The organism is Streptomyces sp. NPDC055239 (assembly GCF_053606205.1).
On the sequence record NZ_JBSGRD010000004.1, the window covers coordinates 384714 to 402703 of the forward strand.

12 protein-coding genes and 1 tRNA gene are annotated in these 17990 nt (G+C 70.3%); 5 read left to right on the forward strand and 8 right to left on the reverse strand.

Going from position 1 to position 17990, the window contains the following annotated elements:
* Positions 1-173: 173 nt before the first annotated feature.
* Positions 174-1157: an aldo/keto reductase gene (locus ACWFRJ_RS17230; protein WP_453530617.1), complete on the forward strand. Its 984-nt coding sequence runs from the start codon at positions 174-176 to the stop codon at positions 1155-1157.
* Positions 1154-3418, forward strand: coding sequence for a helix-hairpin-helix domain-containing protein (locus tag ACWFRJ_RS17235; RefSeq protein ID WP_453530620.1), 2265 nt, complete (start codon positions 1154-1156; stop codon positions 3416-3418). Before ACWFRJ_RS17230 ends, ACWFRJ_RS17235 begins: the two co-directional genes overlap by 4 nt.
* Positions 3419-3513: 95 nt before the next feature.
* On the opposite strand, the gene ACWFRJ_RS17240 is transcribed toward ACWFRJ_RS17235, so the two are convergent.
* Positions 3514-4260, reverse strand: a complete 747-nt coding sequence (locus ACWFRJ_RS17240; protein WP_453530623.1) for a hypothetical protein — start codon at positions 4258-4260, stop codon at positions 3514-3516.
* 47 nt (positions 4261-4307) lie between these two features.
* Between ACWFRJ_RS17240 and ACWFRJ_RS17245 the strand changes: the two genes are divergently transcribed.
* Positions 4308-4496, forward strand: a complete 189-nt coding sequence (locus tag ACWFRJ_RS17245) for a DUF5703 family protein (RefSeq protein WP_055544534.1) — start codon at positions 4308-4310, stop codon at positions 4494-4496.
* An 85-nt stretch (positions 4497-4581) separates the two neighbouring features.
* On the opposite strand, the gene ACWFRJ_RS17250 is transcribed toward ACWFRJ_RS17245, so the two are convergent.
* The 3 genes from ACWFRJ_RS17250 to ACWFRJ_RS17260 form a co-directional block, all read right to left on the reverse strand.
* Positions 4582-5415, reverse strand: coding sequence for a chaplin family protein (locus ACWFRJ_RS17250; RefSeq protein ID WP_453530626.1), 834 nt, complete (start codon positions 5413-5415; stop codon positions 4582-4584).
* A 140-nt stretch (positions 5416-5555) separates the two neighbouring features.
* Entirely contained in the window at positions 5556-5789 is a 234-nt protein-coding gene (gene chpH / locus ACWFRJ_RS17255; RefSeq protein WP_453530629.1) for a chaplin ChpH, read from the reverse strand.
* 195 nt (positions 5790-5984) lie between these two features.
* Positions 5985-7337 carry a M20/M25/M40 family metallo-hydrolase gene (locus ACWFRJ_RS17260; protein ID WP_453530632.1) on the reverse strand — a complete coding sequence of 451 codons (1353 nt, stop codon included), beginning with the start codon at positions 7335-7337 and terminating at the stop codon, positions 5985-5987.
* A 193-nt stretch (positions 7338-7530) separates the two neighbouring features.
* Here ACWFRJ_RS17260 and ACWFRJ_RS17265 point away from each other — a divergent pair.
* A tRNA-Leu gene (locus ACWFRJ_RS17265) sits at positions 7531-7618 on the forward strand.
* A gap of 239 nt (positions 7619-7857) precedes the next feature.
* Entirely contained in the window at positions 7858-8598 is a 741-nt protein-coding gene (locus tag ACWFRJ_RS17270; RefSeq protein ID WP_453530635.1) for a class I SAM-dependent methyltransferase, read from the forward strand.
* 15 nt (positions 8599-8613) lie between these two features.
* Here the strand turns inward: ACWFRJ_RS17270 and ACWFRJ_RS17275 are convergent, their stop codons facing one another.
* From ACWFRJ_RS17275 to ACWFRJ_RS17290, 4 genes are all read right to left on the reverse strand, one after another.
* Positions 8614-9465 carry a YhjD/YihY/BrkB family envelope integrity protein gene (locus ACWFRJ_RS17275; RefSeq protein ID WP_453530638.1) on the reverse strand — a complete coding sequence of 284 codons (852 nt, stop codon included), beginning with the start codon at positions 9463-9465 and terminating at the stop codon, positions 8614-8616.
* Positions 9466-9849: 384 nt separating this feature from the next.
* Positions 9850-13410 (reverse strand): protein kinase domain-containing protein, encoded by a 3561-nt coding sequence (locus tag ACWFRJ_RS17280; RefSeq protein ID WP_453530641.1) that lies wholly within the window; start codon positions 13408-13410, stop codon positions 9850-9852.
* 250 nt (positions 13411-13660) lie between these two features.
* Positions 13661-15058: a hypothetical protein gene (locus tag ACWFRJ_RS17285; RefSeq protein ID WP_453530644.1), complete on the reverse strand. Its 1398-nt coding sequence runs from the start codon at positions 15056-15058 to the stop codon at positions 13661-13663.
* Positions 15045-17921 (reverse strand): peroxidase family protein, encoded by a 2877-nt coding sequence (locus ACWFRJ_RS17290; RefSeq protein ID WP_453530647.1) that lies wholly within the window; start codon positions 17919-17921, stop codon positions 15045-15047. Before ACWFRJ_RS17290 ends, ACWFRJ_RS17285 begins: the two co-directional genes overlap by 14 nt.
* Positions 17922-17990 lie beyond the last annotated feature (69 nt).

The window sequence follows — 17990 nt, forward strand, 5'->3', positions numbered from 1 at the left end:
CCGAATCCCCTTACTGAGCAGTAACGTCCCTGTGCCGGGGACTGTAGCGCGTGGCCCCGCACGCCGTCAGGGGCGGGCGGGGCGGGTGGCCGAGCCGGCCAGGTCGTTCAACAGGACACAAGTTTGTCCACAGCCCCTCACGCCACTGGAGCCCGCCCAGTAATCTCGCGCCCATGGAGCAGAGGCATCTCGGCCGCACCGGCCTTCGCGTGTCCCGGATCGGACTCGGCACCCTCACGTGGGGGCACACCCAGGAGAGCGACGCCGCCGACCTGTTGAAGGTGTTCTGGGAAGCGGGCGGCAGCCTCGTCGACACGGCCGATGTGTACGGGGACGGGGAGGCGGAGTATCTGCTCGGCCGACTCATAGAACGGCGGCTCGTGCCGCGGCGCGACCTGGTCATCGCGACCAAGGCGGGCAGCGTGCCCGACCCCGACCGCCGCTTCGACGGCTCGCGGGGCCACCTCCTGGCCGCGCTCGACGAGTCCCTGGCCCGCCTTGGGACGGACTACGTGGATCTGTGGCAGTTGCACGCCTTCGACCCCTGCACACCCCTCGACGAGACGCTCCAGGCCCTGGACATCGCCGTCAGCAGCGGCCGGGCGCGCTATGCGGGCATCTCGAACTTCTCCGGCTGGCAGCTCGCCAAGGCGGCGACGTGGCAGCTCGCGGCCCCGGCGACGCGGACGCGCCTTGCCGGTGCGCAGATGGAGTACTCCCTGCTCCAGCGCGGCGTCGAGCGCGAGCTGCTGCCCGCGGCGATGGACCTGGAGGTGGGCCTGCTGCCCTCGTCGCCGCTCGGCCGCGGCGTGCTCACCGGGAAGTACCGCCACTCCACCCCGGCCGACTCGCGCGGCGCCTCCGAGCAATTGGCGCCGTTCGTCGCGCCCTACCTCGACGAGGCCGCGAGCCGCATCGTCGACGCGGTCGCCACGGCTGCGGACGGCCTCGCGGCCACGCCCCTGCAAGTCGCACTCGCCTGGGTCCGCGACCGCCCCGGAGTGACCGCGCCGATCGTCGGCGCGCGCAACGCGCAGCAGCTCACGGCCGCATTGTCAGTGGAGACCCTTAGTCTTCCTGACGAGATCTGCCAGGCGCTCGACGACGTGTCGGCGCCCGTGCACCGCTACCCCGATCACGACTGGAGCACGCTGTGAGTACGGAGCCGGAAACCGCTGCCGCGCAGGAAGCGGAGGCCGCTGCCGCACAGGAGACCGGGGCACAGGAACCGGAGGCCGCCGCACCGGAGGCCGCCGTGGACGCGGCCGACACCGAGGCCGCCACCGAAGCCGCCACCGACGGCTCCACCGGTCCTGACGCCGCCGCCGAAAGCGCTGCCGCCACGGAAGACGCCACCGCCGAAGACGCTGTCACCGAGGACGCCGCCGAGAGCAAGGAGCTCTCGGAGACCGAGGCCGAGATCGCCGCCCAGCGGGAACTCCAGGAGCGGATCGCCGAGCGGAAGGCCGCCAAGCAGGGTCCTGTCGACGCGGGGGCCAAGCTCAGCGGCACGGCCGCCGACCTCCTTGCCGCCGTGCGCGCCGTGGAGAGCGGCGAGAAGCCCGCCGTCAGCGCCTTCCGCGAGCCCGAGCCCGCACCGCGCAGGGCCGCGCCCGAGCCCGCGAGGCGACCGCAGCCCGTCGCACCGGCCGCCTCGGGCCCCGGCGACGAAGCCGTGGACGCGGTCCGTGCCGTGCTCGCCGAAGGAGGAGCCCCGGCCGCCCTCGCCGAGCGGACGGCGGCGGCGCTCGGCGAGGGCGCCGACGCCCTGCTGCGGGACGACCCCTGGCAGTTGCTGCGGGTCGCCGGCGTGCGCACGGAACAGGCCGACGGGTTCGCGCGGGCGCTGCTCGGCGCCGAGTGCGGGCCCGACGACGAGCGCAGGGGGCGCGCGATCACCGCCTGGCTCCTCGAGCAGGCGGCCGTCGCGGGGCACACCGCTCTGGACGCGGCGGCGCTCACCGCGGCGCTCGGACAGCGTGCCGTGCCCGATCCGGACGCGGCGGTGCAGAGCGCCATCGCGGAGGGCGACATCCTGGTCTTCCAGGACGTCATCGAGACCCCGGGAGCCCCGGCCCCCGTACAGGAGGAGGACGAGGACGAGGGCGAGGAGACCGAGCAGCCCGTCCGCGTCCTGGTAGGCCTCGAGCAGTACGCCCTCGCCGAGGAGAGTCTCGCCGACGGGATCGCCCGGGTGATCAACTCCCTGTCCAAGGAAGAGAGTTCGGGCCCGCAGGCCGACGGCTGGGAGTCCGCCGCGGGCGAGGCGTCCGGTTCCACCGCCGAGCTGATCCGCGCGGTGGCGGGACACGGACTCGTCCTGCACACCGGCGGCGAGGCGGCGCGCGCCGAGCCCGCCGCGCTCGTGGCGGCCGCGGCGGGCCTGGGCCTGCGGGCGTGGGCGGCCACGCACAGCTCCGCGGGGCGGGGACGCGTCGCCGGGCTCACGGGCTCGGACGAGGCGGGCGCCGCGACCGTGGCGGGGCTGCTCTCCGGAGCGGAGGGCCCCGGACGGGACAGGGACGGAGCGCTCGACCTGGACCTCCTGGTGGTCCTCGACGCCCCGCAACTGGACGTGGAGAGCGCCGCGATCCTTGTGGAGTCCCTGCCGGACGGCGCCCGTCTGGTGCTGAGCGGCGACCCGGGAGTGCTGTGGTCGGCGGGCCCGGGTCGGGTCTTCGCCGATCTCCTGGCGGCGCACTGCTGCCCGCAGGTCGTCTCGCGCGTCCCGGACCCCGGCCCCATCGGGGAGTTGGTCTCCGGGATCGGCATCGGCGAGCTGAACCAGGTCGAGGCGCCGGGCAAGGAAGTCGTGATCGTCCCCGTGCGCGACGCGGGCGAGGCGGTCCACCGCACGGTGCAGCTCGTGGCGGACTCGGTGCCAAGGGCGATCGGGGTGCCCACGGAGGACACCCAGGTCATCACCCCCGGACACGGCGGCGCCGCGGGCACGCGCGCGCTGAACACCGCGCTCAAGGAGCGTCTTAACCCCGGCCCCGGCCGGTTCGGCGGCTTCGACCCCGGCGACCGTGTCGCCCATGTCCCGGCGCCCGGTCGCACGACCCTTGGCCGGGTTCTGCGGGCCGACGCGGAGGGGCTGCACCTGGAGTGTGACGGCGCCCCCGTCGTCGTACCGAAGGAGCAGGTGGAGCAGACGGTGCGGCACGCGTGGGCGCTCACCGCGCACCAGGCCGTGGGTCTGAGCTGGCCCGCGGCGGTCGTGGTGCTGCCCGGCGACGCGACCGCGGCCCTGAGCAGGCCCTGGATCTACACCGCGTTCAGCCGCGGCGAGCGGCACCTGTCGGTGGTCCAGGGCGCGGAGCAGGCACTGCCGCGCGCCGTGGCCGAGATCCCCCCGAAGGCCCGCACGACGCGCCTCCAGACCCTCCTGCGCCCGCAGGTGCCCGCCACGTCCTGAGCCGAACGATCCCGCGCCTCCGGGTGGCCGCCACGTTCACCGGCACCCGGAGGCGCGGGCACGGCCGGGAAGGGCCGTGCCCCGCGCCTGAGGGGTCAGCGATCGGCGTCCAGGGGGCTTCTGTCGTCGTCGACGTCGACCGCGTCCACCTCGTCGAGCTCGTCGAGTTCCTCGAGGACCGCGACGGCGTCGGCATCCACGCGGACATGGGCGTCGTCCGGTTCGTCGTCGAAGACCGCGCTGACGTCGAAGCGGCACACGACCCGGTGCGGGTCGGCCTGGTCGAAGGGGGCGTCGAGCCACTCCCCCGGTTCCGCGGGCTCGTCCGCCGCGGTGACCCAGAGCGTGGAGTCGCCCTCCTCGAGGCCGAATTCCTTGTGCCGCGATGCGATTTCGTCCGGTTCGAACTCGCCGAAGAGCACACCGAGAGCGGCATGCACACTGCTGCCCGCCGCCGCGCCCGCGGGACCTTCGCCCGCCGTGTCCGCGTCGAGGTCCGCGACCCGCTGAGCCTGCGCGAGGAGCCGCTGCGGCTCCGCCACGGCGTAGTCCCTGCGGATCAGCACGCTCAGCGCGTTCGCGTCCTGAGGGCCCTGGTACGGCGGCAGCACATCGCTGTCCGAGCCGGGGATCTCGAAGGGGGTGACCTCGTCATAGCGGTCGTAGAGGAGCTCGTCGTACTCCTCGGCCGCGGCGGCCAGCTCGTTGAACGCTTCGTAGACGGCCGGGTCGTCCTCCCCCGACCTGCGTTCGACCGCGGCAAGGTGACGGTCGAGCGCGGTCTTGACCGCCTCGGCGGCGGCGCGTACCTCGGCAGCGGTGGGCTGCGCAGCATCAGACATAGTGCAGACGCTATCCGTACCGGGCCCGTACTTGCACAATAGATGCGATGCCGGAATACGAATTTGTCGACGTGTATGTGCCGCGCGGGGTCACCCGCAAGGAAGCAACGCGCCTGCTGACGGACCACGCTGAGTACGGACACTGGGAGTTGGACCGCCTGAGCCTGCATTCGGACGGCAGCCGCAGGGTGCGGCTGAAGCGGCGGATCATCCGCCAGCTGCGGGCCACCTGGTGAAGTGAGACAGCCGGAACGGAGGGCGCCCGACCAGGCGGACACCCTCCGTTCCATGTATCGGATCAGGCGGCGACGCGCCCCCTGATCAAGCGGCCGACCGCGCCCTGCGGTACAGCACCGTCCCCGCGAGCAGCATGCCCGCGCCCACCGGAAGCACTACGCCCATCGGCAGGTCGCTGCCCGTGTGCGCGAGCGACTCCGAGCCCTTCGGCATGTCGATGGCCTGCGCCGCAGGCTGGTTCGGGATCGCCCGGTCGTCCACCGGCTTCTCGCCCGGCGCAGCGGGCTTCCCCGGCTCTCCCGGGTTCCCAGGCTCTCCCGGATTGCCGGGGTTGCCCGGGTTCCCGGGCTCCCCCGGATGCCCCGGGTTGCCCGGCTCTCCCGGATGCCCCGGGTTGCCAGGCTCTCCCGGGTTCCCAGGCTCCCCGGGGTGGCCCGGCTCCCCCGGGTGTCCCGGGTGTCCCGGGGGCACGTCGCCCGAGTCGTTGGCGCAGCCGTTGCCGGTGGTCGCGTTGCCGAGACCGCCGATGGTGACGCTGTCGCCGCAGACGTTCACCGGCACGTCGACCGGCGCCTGAACGTTGTTGCCTGAGCCGACACCGGGCGAGTTGCTGCTGTGTCCGTGCGCCCCGGACCCGCCGCCCGAGGGCTTGTGCGAGCCGCTGCCACCTCCGTGCGAGGTGTTGGAGCAGCTGTTGCCCACCGCGGGGTTGAGCACCCCGACGACGTTGACGGTGTTGCCGCAGACGTTCGCCGGCACGTGCACCGGGAGCTGGACCGAGTTGCCGGACAGCACGCCCGGAGAGTCCGACGCACCCCCGCGGGCGCCCGCGTCAGCGTGTGCGTAGCCACCGCTGATGGCGAGTACGCCCGTCGCGGCCGCCACCGTGATCAGGCCCTTACGAGTGACCTGTCGCATAGGTTTTCCCTGCCTTATGACCTTCAGGAATGTGTACGCGCCTTGGGACACGTACACGGAATGCCCGACGGCCCCGGAGTGCAATGCACACACTCCGGGGCCGACGGACTCAGACCCTCATGGGGTGAGTCACGACAACGTCAGACGTTGGCGCAGGTGTTGCCGAAGGCGGGGTTCAGCAGCCCGATCACGGAGACCGTGTTGCCGCAGACGTTCACCGGCACGTGGATGGGCGCCTGCACGACGTTGCCCGAGAGCACGCCGGGAGACTTCACGGCGGCACCCTGGGCACCGGCGTCGGCAGCAGCGATACCCGCACACGCGAGCACGAGACCACCAGTGGCAGCCGCAGCAGCGACGACCTTCTTGATCATTGTTCCTCCTTGTTGGCAATGCGATCCCAGCCGCGGACCGCACCACCTGTAACGAGGAGGAGCCATTGGGGCTACGAGCCTATGGTCCCTTTCACTCTTTTCAGTCAAGTACGTACGTGCTGACGATTATTGGAGTTTCGTTTAAGCACGTATTTCCATCGCTTCTCCACCGCCGGAGGGCGCGTGGACCGGCGCTCAGGACGCATCGATGAAACGGTCGAGCACGCGCACACCGAACTTGAGGCCGTCCACCGGCACCCGCTCGTCCACACCGTGGAACATGCCCGCGAAGTCCAGCTCCGGCGGCAGCTTCAGCGGTGCGAAGCCGAAGCCGCGGATGCCGAGGTCGTCGAAGGACTTGGCGTCGGTGCCCGCGGAGAGCATGTACGGCACGGCCTTGGCGATCGGGTCCTCGGCCTGGAGCGCCGTCTGCATGGCGTCGACGAGCGCGCCGTCGAAGGTCGTCTCCAGGGCCTTGTCCGCGTGCACGTCCGTGCGCTTGACGTTCGGGCCGAGGAGCCGGTCAAGGTCGGCGAGGAACTCCTCCTCGTAGCCCGGCAGGAAGCGGCCGTCGACGTGGGCCGTCGCCTGCCCCGGGATGACGTTGACCTTGTAGCCCGCGCCCAGCTGGGTCGGGTTGGCGGTGTTCTTCAGCGAGGCGCCGATGAGCTTGGCCATGCCGCCGAGCTTGACGAGCGTCTCGTCCATGTTCTCGGGGTCGAGCTCGGTGCCGAGCGCGTCGCCGAGCTCGTCCAGGAAGTGCCGCAGCGTCTTGGTGACCCGCACCGGGAACTTGTGCCGCCCGAGCCGGCCCACGGCCTCGGACAGTTCGGTGATGGCGTTGTCCTTGTGGATCATCGAACCGTGACCGGCGGTGCCGTCCACGGTGAGCTTCATCCAGTGCATGCCCTTCTGGGCCGTCTCGATGAGATAGAGGCGCAGGTCCTCGTTGACCTGGAAGGAGAAGCCGCCGACCTCGCTGATGGCCTCCGTGACGCCCTCGAAGAGCTCCGGGTGGTTGTCGACGAGATAGCGCGCGCCGAACGTGCCGCCGGCCTCCTCGTCGGCCATGAAGGACAGCACGATGTCGCGCGGAGGCTTGCGGCCGGTGCGCATGCGCTCACGGACGACCGCGAGGGTCATCGCGTCCATGTCCTTCATGTCGACGGCGCCGCGGCCCCACACACAGCCGTCCGCGATCTCCCCGGAGAAGGGGTGGTGCGTCCAGTCCTGGGCGTTCGCCGGTACGACGTCGGTGTGGCCGTGGATGAGCAGCGCGGGCCGTGAGCGGTCCTCGCCCTCGATGCGGGCCACCGTGGAGGCCCGGCCGGGATGCGATTCGAAGATCTGCGGTTCGAGCCCCACCTCGGCGAGCTTCTCCGCGATGTACTCGGCCGCCTTGCGCTCGCCCGGACCCGAGTGGTCGCCGTAGTTGCTCGTGTCCATGCGGATCAGATCGCGGCAGAGATCGACGACCTCGTCCTCGCCGGTGACGGGCCGCGACCGGTCCGCCTCGCCCGCCCTGTCGGCCCTGCTCGACTCGCTCACGATGGTTCCTCCCGCTATCGCTCCTGGTGGTCCCCCTCATCCTCCCGCGCCGACCCCTCGACACCCAAGGCCGGGCGCCCGCCGTCATACGCCGTTCACGCGGATGACCTGGGTGATCGCCCGGGTGATCGGAGGCCCCCGAATGTTTGCTATGGTTTTCCACGTCGCCGCGGGAAACCGCGACAGACCACCGGTCCGGGTGGCGGAATGGCAGACGCGCTAGCTTGAGGTGCTAGTGCCCTTTAACGGGCGTGGGGGTTCAAGTCCCCCCTCGGACACCAACGATTGACCAACAGAGCGCCGGTCGGGAGAAATCCCGACCGGCGCTCTGCATTGCGTTGCCTCGCCTCGCCTCGCCTCGCCTCGCCGAGGTGCATATCCGGCATGTACAGCACAAGTCAGCTGCTTCCGCCACCCCCTTCGTGGAACTGGGCGGGATTCCTACTCACGGAATGACCCAGGCCTCCGATTTCGTGGTCAGGTCCTGCAAAACCTGACGAAGTTGGCGATGGAGGCAAATATGTCCGCGCTGAGTGCCACTCGCAACGGGGTGAACCGCGTACTGCGTCCCTTCGGTGTGCAGATGGTCCGTGGGCACAGCGACGACCCGGCGATCCAGCCGTTCCTGTCCGCCCGTAGGACATTGGCGGCGGCCCGGCGGGAGGGAGTGTCCGTCGAGGACCACATAGACCGCTACAGCGCCGCTCCGGGCGCGACCGCCGAGACCGTGAACGCGCTGCTGCGGCTGGGGAACCTCGGTGGGCACGTGGAGCGCGTGTGCGAGATCGGCGCGGGCTCAGGCCGGTACGCGGCCAGGGTGACCGCAGCGACGAACCCGGACGCCTACGAGGTCTACGAGACCGCGGGAGACTGGCTGCGCCGCCTGAGGTCGCTGCCGAACGTGGTCGTGCAGCCCGCCGACGGACACACCCTGAACGCCACTGCCACCGAGTCGGTGGATCTCGCGCACGCCCACAAGGTGTTCGTCTACATCCCGCTGGTCGTGACCGTCGGTTATCTCGACGAGATGGCACGGGTCGTGCGCCCGGGCGGGGTCGTCGCGTTCGACGTGGTGAACGAGAACTGCCTCGACGAAGCGACGACGAAGAACTGGGTCTCCAGTGGAGCGACCCTCTACGGCATGATCTCGCGCACGTGGCTCCTCGACCGCCTGGCTCAACGGGGACTTTCGTTGCTGGGCAGCCATTTCGTGCCGCTCAGCGGCGGGCGGACCGAACTGCTCGTGTTCCGGAGGGCATGAGCCCTTGGCGGGCGGCTACGAGACATGCCTGCGCAGTACCCGCTGCTCGTGGACGAGGCGCCCCACAAGTGCCCCGCCGTACACGACGAAGCCCACCCCCACCAGCCAGGACTGCAGGATCAGCACGGTGCCGAACGGGCCGTACGTCACCGCGTTCGACGCGATCAGCGGAGAGAAGACGAACTGCGAGAAGACCCGAAGCCCGAGCAGCCCCAAGGCGGTCGCGGCGGCGCCGGGAGCCAGGGCACGCCATCGGATCCGGCCACAGAGGAGCAGGCGCTGCGACCACCAGAAGAAGAGGAAGACACCGATGGCGTCGCCCGCGGTGACGAGGGCGGTCTCGACGGCGGACGACTCCCCCGGCGAGGGCGCGGTGACGAAGAGCAGCAGGAAGAAGACGAGCACGGCCAGCCAGACGACGTGCCGCCACATGGTGTGCCAGCGCGCCGGGGGCAGGTCCCAGACGCGTTCGTAGCCGGTCTGCACGGCGGATCCGAAGGTCACGCCGAACGCGGCAAGCGCGGCGAGGCCGAACGCCGTGGTCCGCTGCAACGCCCGCCCCGGCACGCCGAACAGTCGCTCGATGTCCTCCTGCGGCACCTCGGAAACCCCGAGCCCCTGCACCAGCCATCGGGCGAAGCCCTCTCCCCTCGCCAGGTCGGCCGCGGCGACGACGACGAGGAGAGGCACGAGCGTGAGGAAGCTGAGCGCCGCGAAGCCCATGGCGCGATGCATCAGCTCCATCTCGCGCCCACGGTTCCAGGCGAGCCCGACCACTGAGGCCATGAGGCGGCGGTGAAGACGCCGGAACCAGGGTTCGTGCTGCGCGGAGCCGCCGTGGTGCGGCGTACCAGATGCTGGGGGCATGTCGGATCGCCTACCCGCAATCGCCGGGGAGCCAGCCCGGAGTACCGCCGAACGGGCACCCGGCCGGGGCGTCCCAGGCCCGCTGCGCCGACTCCGCAATCCGGCCCCGGCCGAGCACGACAGCCCGGGGAGCTAGAGCGTGCGGACAGGGCGGGTAATCACGAGGTGGAACGAACTGCTGGCCACGCCCCTACCCAGCCGACCGTGGTCCTCGCCGTGCGTCGCAGCCCACCGATGAGGCCAGCATCGCCGGACACACCCGCGAGTTCGGCGAAATGCTCGCCGAACGCCGCAGCGCCATGCCCCCACCTGGAACGACGCTGCCGACTCCGGCCATCCGACCGCCCTTCGCCCACCACCGCCAGTGGGTCCGTCCCACCAGGGTCAACATGTCTTGCGGTACGGGACGTCAGGGATGTGGGTTTTCCATTCCTGTTCGGTGAGTGGGCCTGACCTGGTGCAGAGGTCTCGGGCCAGCCGCGCGGGGCTGACGGTGCGAGTGAGGAATCTGCCCTGTTTGTCCACGCCGGTCAGCGCCGTTCCGTCGGGGCTGAACGCGAGCGCGACGAAATTGTTGACGCGCCCCGTGAGTGAGACGCCGAGCTGGGTCCGGGTGCGGGCATCCCATACCTTGATCTGAGATGTGGGTCCGGACTGGTGCGCGGTGGCGAACAGCCGGCCGTCGGGCGAGGCGGCGGTGGCCCTTTCCGGTGCGATCAAGGGGGGAGTCACCGGGCCGGTCCGCAGGTCGTCTCCTGCGGGCAGGAGTGTCTGGGCGTCCCAGAGCCGGATGTAGGCCCGGTAGCCACGGGGGTAGGTGTACAGCGTCGCGCCGTCGTCGCTGATGGAGTCTGCCTCCAAGCTCGGGGTGCCCTTGGTGAGGACCCGGCCTGAGGGGAAAGCGACCCTGCCGAAGTTCGGGGCGGCGATCACGGATTTGCCGTCGGGCTGGAAGAAGACGGCCCCTCCGTTGTCGGCGTTGCCGAGGTCGGCGCGCACTTCACGGATCCGGCGCATGGTGGCCAGGTCCCAGAACGTCAGGACGTTGGTACCGCTCTTCGTCACGATCTGGGCGGCAAGCGACTTGTTGTCCGGTGAGAAGGCGAACTCCCGCGTTGCCGCGTCGTGCTCGTCCTTCTCAAAGATGGGCAGACTGCCGAGCGGCGGCTTCTTCTTGGTCGTGTCCAAGATTTCGATCTTGTTGTCGGCGAAGACCGCGAGCAGCCGCCCATCGCGGCTGAGCTGCATCTTCTCCATGAGCCCGCCCTTGCTGCGCACGGTGGAACGCTTGGTCCGTGATGGCAGGGACCTGATGTCGATGGCATTGCCTTGGCGGAGCGCGAGGGTCCGCCGGTCGGCGCTCACCGCGCCATCCTCGTAGAAGCTTCCGGCCGACGCGGGAGCTTTGGTGAAGGAGCTGATGTCGAAGGACCGGACGATGCCGTCGGTCCCGGCGCACCGGAGCTTCGCGCCGTCTGCCGTGAAACGCAGGGCCGTCCGGGGATAGCACTCGCTCTGAGTGGTCTCGAAGCGCAGGACAAGCGCGTCCAGACCGTACGTCGACGTGTCCCAGACGACGGCGTTCTGGATGAGATACCGGCCGTTGTGGCTGAAGTGGACGGGATAGTCCGTAGCATCCTCGGCGCCGCTGAGAGTGGTGCCGGTCCATCCCTTGGCGCGGTCGAACACGCTGATCTTGCCGCCCTTCAGTGTCAGGGCCGCGGACTTTCCGTCCGGGCTGAACACAACGGGCCCCCTGATGTCGCCAGCCTTGACCCCGAGGTAGGGGACGGGGACGGGGAGTTTCTTCTTGGTGTGCGTGTCGTACCAGGTGAATGGCTTCCCCCGGCGGCCTTCGGGCAGGGAGAGCACTCGTTCGTCCGGGGAGAACGAGGTGTCGTCCAAGAGGGAGACGGGGCTGTGGGAGCTCACCGTGATGATCTTCTTGGTGGTGCGGGTGTCCCAGATCGCCAGTGTGGACTTCATGTCCGAGTCCATCGATTCGGACATCAGATAGGTGCCCAGGGGGCTGAGCGCTGTCCTCGGCCAGTATCCGCTGTCCTGCTTGGCGGTGGGATAAGCGTGAGTGCCGCGCGGGCCGGCGCTTGAGACGCTGAGCAGACGGGTTTTTCCGTCAGCGGTGCTCACGGTGGCTGACTTGCCGTCGTCGGACAGGTCCACCTGATGGACCTTGGCCGGGGCGGTATAGGAGCTGATCTTCTTGCGGGTCCGGACGTTCCAGAATTCCACACGTGTGTCCGCTGCGGCCGCGAAGATCCCTCCGGTGCCGTCGAGATCGGATTCCGTCGCCACGAAGCCGGGCAGTTTGAGCGCGTCGTCTTCCCGTTGGTTGTTCAGGGCCAGCAGGGCCGACCAGGACTCGGGAGTGCCGGCCAGCCGGGCGGACGCCACCGCGAGCCGCCGCGCGAGCTGGGGATCCGAGCGGCGAAGCGCCTGGGCGGTACCGGCCACCTGGGCCGAGGCGGCGCGGTCACGCTGGCTGGTGACGGTCTGCCGTTGGTCGAACGCGATGGCTGCGGCACCGACCGCGACGATCAGCAGGACGGCCAGGACGGCGCTGAGCAGGACACGCAACCGGCCACGGCGACGAGCCAGTCCCGATCCGGCGTCCAGGAAGTCACGTTCGATCCGGTTGAGGGCGAGGTGGCGACGGCCCGTGGCGGCCCAGTCCCTCGCGCGTTCCAGGGCCGTTCCCTGAAGCAGGTCGCTGTTCTTATGGCCGTGGCCGTCCCAGACCCGGGATGCTTCGGACAGGCGCTGATGGACGCCCAGACCGGCGCGTTCGGCCTCCACCCAGTCACGAAGGCGAGGCCAGGACCGGATCAGCGCGGCGCTGGACAACGTGACGTCCTCGCCCTCCCAGACCAGGATCCCGGCCTCGGTGAACGATTGCAGAACCTGCTCAAGGACCTGCTCCGAGGTCTGGCCGTCAGTGAACTCTGCTCGGCGTGCCGAGCGCAGTGTGTCCTCGGCACGTTCGCCCGGCGCGACCAGGCGCAGCAGGACAGGGGAGACGGCCTCCTGCGCCGTGGCGCCCAGGCGGTCGAACACCGCCTCGGCCACCTCGCCGCGCGAGGGCTCGGCGGGTTCGAGCGGGTTTCCGGGAACTACGTCCTTCACGACGTCGGCGAGGTCCGCGCGGCCGACGAGGGACAGGAGCAGCTGCTCTGATGTCGGCCGGTCCGCGGGGTCTTTGGACAGCGATGCCGATACCAGGGACCTGAGCGGCTCCTCCAGCTGGGAGGTGTCGGGTTCGTGGGTGTCGACCTGATACACCACCGCCGCCGCGATCTCGCCGTCGAAGGCGTGGCGGCCGGTCGCGGCGAACAGGACGACGGCGCCCCAGCCCCACACGTCGACCTTGCCGTCGCCGTTCTGGCCGCGGTAGCGCTCGGGCGGCATGTAGCGGAGGGTGCCCATGGGCAGTCCGGCCGTGGCAGTCCCCTCCATGACCCGGGCGATGCCGAAGTCGATCACGCGCGGGCCGTCGGGGCCGAGGAGGATGTTCTCGGGCTTGAGGTCCCGGTGGACCACTTTGGCCCGGTGGATGGCCACAAGCGCCGTGGCCACACCGATCGCCAGACGGCGCAGTTCCTCCGGCCCGTACGGGTCGCCGTTCTTGACGGCATGCCGCAGATCCGGGCCGGCCACGTACTCGCTGACGACGAACGGGATCGGTCCGTCCAGGTCGGCGTGGAGAATCCTGATGGTGCAGAAGGGCGCCACCCGGCGCCAGGCCCGGATCTCCTTGCGGAGCATGTCCCGGTCGCCGTCACTCACTCCGTGCAGGGCCTTGACGGCCACCCTCTTGCCATCGGCGCCGTAGCCCTCGTACACCACGCCCTGACCGCCCGCGCCGAGTCGGCCGTCGAGATAGAAGGAGCCCAACTGCCGCGGGTCGCCGGGAAGAAGTGGTGCCGCCAAGACGAAACCTCCTGAAGAGCTGAACATGCCTCGCGGCTCACTCGGCCAGATAGACGCTTCAGTCGGCTTGTTGGTTCTGCGGACCCAGTGCCCTCTTCAGTAGCGTGGCGCCTCTGCCCGGGATTGGCGCCACCACGTCGCGGGCTGGGGGAAACGACCCCTGTCCGCGTCAACTCGCGGCGGTGCAGCGGCACTTATCCGGTGAGGCGTGCGGCAGGTCAACCCCGCGGGTGGCGGGAGGAGCAGGGACCTAGTCGTCCCACAGGCCTTGGTGGCGGCGATGCGCCGGTGTCAGGCCCTGGGTGAAGTACTTGTCGTAGTACTCGCTCTCCACGTGGTGGGCCTGGAGCCAGATTCCGGGGACGTGGATCGCGTCCGTGTGGGCGGGGAAGCGGCGGTGCGTCCGCAGGATGTACGCGCAGATGTCGCGGGCGCAGTCGATCACCCGCTCCTCGTACTCGCTCGCCTCGGCCAGATAGCGCTGCCCGTAGTCCTCCCGGTAGACGCGGCTGAAGACGTCCTTGTCGCTGTAGACGCCCCCGGGGCCGAACTTCTCGCGGATCACCGCGTCCACCGCGTCGGACATCGTCGCGAACGCGGGCGGACACGCGGCGGAGATCAGCTGCTCACCGCCCGGCGCCTTCAGGCCCACCGGGTGCGAGCGTACGTTCGCGTACTTGGGGAGCGGGATGTGCCAGCGCCACACGTCGGCCGGGCGCCAGCGCGGGGTGACGAAGGTGAAGCCGAGCATGTGGCCGTAGGTGCGGGTGAACTTCGGGTCTCCCAGGGCGATCTGAGGGTTGATGGAGGCGTGGATCCAGGCGCCGAGGCCCATCGCCTCGGCGACCAGCATCACGTTCTGGAGCAGCAGGTCCGCCTCGATCTGGGTGCGGAGCGGGCCGAGGGACCCCAGGGGCAGCTTCACCTTCTCGTTCAGGAAGCCGTTCTTGATCCACTTCTTCACGCCCGCGGGACGGTAGAAGTTCCGGTCGTCCACCAGCGTGGGCCGCGCCCCGTCCGGCTGCGTGAGCAGGTACATCAGGGCGTTGATGTACTGGTGGGACAGGTCCACCACCGGGAACAGGACCGTCGTGCCCGGCAGGTTGGACAGGAAGCGGTTCGAGTCCAGGTAGGCCGGGAAGTCCCGCAGGCCCTGCGCCACGTCCAGACGGTGGTCGAGGACCTTGACCTTGGCCTCCCGTGCGCGGGCGGTCAGGGTCGGGGCGTCGAAGGGTTCCTCGGGCGCCGGTGGCAGCTTCCGCAGGTAGTACGTGCCGGTGTCGTTGATCAGGAAGAAGTGCGTGCCCTGCGCGTTGTCGGGACTGCCCGCCGTACGCCCCGCCATGGTCAGGTTCGGCTTCGCCATGATCGGCTTGCCGTCGCGCGGGTCCTCGAAGGGGCGGTCCGGCATGGTGAGCCCGGTGCAGCCGGTGAGGGCGATCAGGACCGCTTCCTCCAGGTCGGTCAGCGGCTGCGGGGCGTCCTTGGAGACGTAACTCATCGATCCCGCGGGGACGTTGACGCCGCGGCTCACCCGGTGGGTGCGGCGGCGCCAGACCGTCTCCAGGAGGGGGCGTACGAGGAGGTCGGCAAGGCCGGGGTGGTGTCCGTCCGCCCTGCTGTCGGACGCGTCCTCAGCCTGCGGCATCGCTGCCACCGTCCCGCACCGGCTGCACCTGCCGCCACGGCGCGAACGCGCTCGCGCCGCGCGGCAGCAGGCCCGCGAGGTCCGGGGCGTGCCGCTGGATCACGGACTTCATGCCGCCCTTCTCGACCCAGTCGATGCCGAGCGGCGTGTAGATCTCGGGGCGGTAGTCGACGGTCAGGAAGCGGTCGCTCTGCAGGCGCCGCGTGGCCATCAGGATGAAGACGCGGAAGGCCGTGTCGCTGAAGCCGAAGCCGGTCGGCGGGTTCTCGGCGAACAGGCCGACCACGGTGTCGATCTCGTCGACCGAGTCGTAGACGTCCCTCAGGCGCGCGACGGTCTCGGGGTCCTGACTCAGGTCCTCGAAGCGGCTGATGCGCGGCTTGTGCAGGCCCGCGCGGAAGTCGTTGTAGCGCGGCACGCCCCGCCTGCGGCTGCGGACGAGGTCGACGACCGACAGGTCGATGATCTCGCCGTCGCGCTCGAAGTGCTGGAGCGCGCGCGGGTAGTTGTTGAGGGTGATCGCGCCGGGGTGGGCGATGCCGAACGAGTAGAGGGTGTCGGCGAGGCCCGTCTTGCGGATGGCGGCCTCGGCCGCGCCGCCCTGGATGTCCTGGAAGCCGAGGTTCTCCAGGCGCTGCCCGAAGTGGTGCTCGCGCATCACGTAGTCGTCGGGGATCAGCGGGTGCATCCGGTAGACGGTGACGAAGTCCTCGGTGAGGGAGTACGGCGCCGACTGGTGGTCCGGCAGCGTCTTGGGGATGCCGGTCAGCGAGTGGGCCTCCAGGAGCCACAGGCCAAGCTTGTTCAGCCACTTGTCCGGCGGGCCCTCCCAGTTGGTGTGCAGACCGACGTCGATGGCCTCGGTGGCGAGGATCGCAGGGGTCCACTCCACCGTGTGGATCTTGGCGATGAGTGCGGAGACGACCAGACGTGCCGTGTGGTAGATGCTGTCCTCGCTCATCGCGGGGTACTCGCGGCGCAGCGCCGCGCAGACCGCGTTGTGCTCGCGGGCGAAGAGGGTGTGCATCACACTGAGGCCGAGCCACCAGTTCTCGTTGAAGCCGGCGAGCGGGATGCCGTTCTGGCCGACGGGCAGATGGCCTTCCTCCAGACGGAGGTTGGCGCTGCCGTCCGCCTCGCGCAGGAACTTCGCGGTCCGCTCGTCCGCGCCGTACACCTCGGAGCCGTCCCACCAGTGGGAGGCGGTGTTGGCGAAGAGGATCGGGGGCTCGTTGCCGGGCAGGTGGATGCCGTCGTTCTCGGCGAAGCGCATCACGTTCTCGGCGGGGCCGCCGGGGGTGTTGTGCCAGGTGCTGCCGCCCGGCAGCGGGACCTCGACGGCCTTGCCGCCGACGGGGTAGCGGCGGTGGTTGACCCAGTCGTGGACCTGGAACTGGATCCAGGCGGCGGCCAGGATGTTGAGCGAGGTCGCGGGCACGAAGGTCTCGCGCTGCAGCAGTGTGCGGCTGACGGTGACCGGGTTCGGAGTGTCGAAGAGGTCGGGCCGGTAGTCCGGTTTCAGGTTGCGCCCGAAGGGCGCGCCGACGGCTCCCATGGAGGGCTTGGAGAGGTCGTTGTACCTCCCGTCGTACGACCGGGCCGTACGCAGCCGCTCGTCGACCGGCGCGGGCACGGGGACGGCCTTCGGCGGTGCCTCGGGGATGTCGGTGTCGATGAGGTTGAGGCGCCTGAGCACCTTGCGCAGGAAGACCAGGTTCAGCAGGCTCGCGTCCACCGGCAGCCTGTACCAGGGCACATAGCGGTTGAGCGCCGCGAAGAACCGGGCGACCGGGATGTCGAGCACCGTGTTGCGCAGCGGCTCCCCCGTGGTGAAGCGCAGGCCCTGGCGGTGGGCGGCGCTCGCTTCGTACGCGGCTTTGCGGGCGCGGTTGAGATTGCCCAGGGGGCGGAACTCGTCGGTCGTGTACCAGGGGTTGAAGGCGAGCTCCTCCACCCGCCCCGCCGCCGCCATGGCATCGGCGGTGGCCAGGTCCTGGCGTGGCACGGTGAGGCGTCCGATCGGCACCGCGGGCGTGATGATGTCCTTCCACTCCACGGAGCCGTCCTCTACGGGCGTGCGCTTCTCGTCCACGTACCGCTGGACGCACAGCTCGAAGGCGATGTCCGACGTGACGAGGCGGTGTGCGAGCTCGCGGTGGAGGAAGCCGGGGTCGCGGCGCTCGGGCTTCGGCTCGGGGGCGCTGCCCACGACGGGGCGCAGGAGGTAGCGGACCGGGCCCGCCTCGCCCCAGAGGATGGCGCCGCGGCTCCAGTACGTCTCCCTTGCGAGGCTGTTGACCGTGTGCCGGGTGGCGGCCTGGATGTTGCGCCGCATCCGGGTCGCGGTGGACAGGCCGACGGCGAGCGGGAGCTTCACGAGCAGACCGAAGGCCTTTTGCACCGGATTGGTGGCGCCCGCCATGGCCTTGGCGAAGGCGACGAACTCACGGGCGTCACGGGCGTGCGACACCGGGAAGTTGGTGGCGAGCAGGTCGTGGCTCTCCTCGTCCGACACCGTCACGCGCACGGCCACGCCGCGCAGGTCGGCCACGGCGTCGGGCTGCCGGGTGCCGCTCGCGTTGGAGAGCCGGACGGTCGCCCGGTACTCGGCGCCCGGCTGGGCGAACCCCGCGCGCAGGGCCTCTGGCAGGTCGTCGCGGAAGGTGAGGCGGGCGTTCTCCACGGCGAGCGCGGGTTTCGCGTGCTGGGTGCGCGCGAGGGAGCCGGCGCCGCCGGCGCTCCGGTTCTTGTCCTGGACCTTCATGATCTCGCGGGCCAGGCGCTCGAAGAGGCGGTGCTCCGCCTCGGGGCTGCCGCCCGCGTATCGCTCGTAGGTCTGCTCGTACTGTCCGGTGTCGGCCATCAGGAGCTTCCTTCGCACGCAGGCGTACGGGACGGGGCTAGGACGCTACTGGTGGCGCGGGACGGCCGC

What these genes read in the sequence shown, in the direction of transcription:
- ACWFRJ_RS17230 (WP_453530617.1), top strand. Translation starts at nt 174, where the DNA reads ATGGAGCAGAGGCATCTCGGCCGCACCGGCCTTCGCGTGTCCCGGATC.
- ACWFRJ_RS17240 (WP_453530623.1), bottom strand. Translation starts at nt 4,260, where the DNA reads ATGTCTGATGCTGCGCAGCCCACCGCTGCCGAGGTACGCGCCGCCGCC.
- ACWFRJ_RS17245 (WP_055544534.1), top strand. Translation starts at nt 4,308, where the DNA reads ATGCCGGAATACGAATTTGTCGACGTGTATGTGCCGCGCGGGGTCACC.
- ACWFRJ_RS17250 (WP_453530626.1), bottom strand. Translation starts at nt 5,415, where the DNA reads ATGCGACAGGTCACTCGTAAGGGCCTGATCACGGTGGCGGCCGCGACG.
- chpH (WP_453530629.1), bottom strand. Translation starts at nt 5,789, where the DNA reads ATGATCAAGAAGGTCGTCGCTGCTGCGGCTGCCACTGGTGGTCTCGTG.
- ACWFRJ_RS17270 (WP_453530635.1), top strand. Translation starts at nt 7,858, where the DNA reads ATGTCCGCGCTGAGTGCCACTCGCAACGGGGTGAACCGCGTACTGCGT.
- ACWFRJ_RS17275 (WP_453530638.1), bottom strand. Translation starts at nt 9,465, where the DNA reads ATGCCCCCAGCATCTGGTACGCCGCACCACGGCGGCTCCGCGCAGCAC.
- ACWFRJ_RS17285 (WP_453530644.1), bottom strand. Translation starts at nt 15,058, where the DNA reads ATGCCGCAGGCTGAGGACGCGTCCGACAGCAGGGCGGACGGACACCAC.
- ACWFRJ_RS17290 (WP_453530647.1), bottom strand. Translation starts at nt 17,921, where the DNA reads ATGGCCGACACCGGACAGTACGAGCAGACCTACGAGCGATACGCGGGC.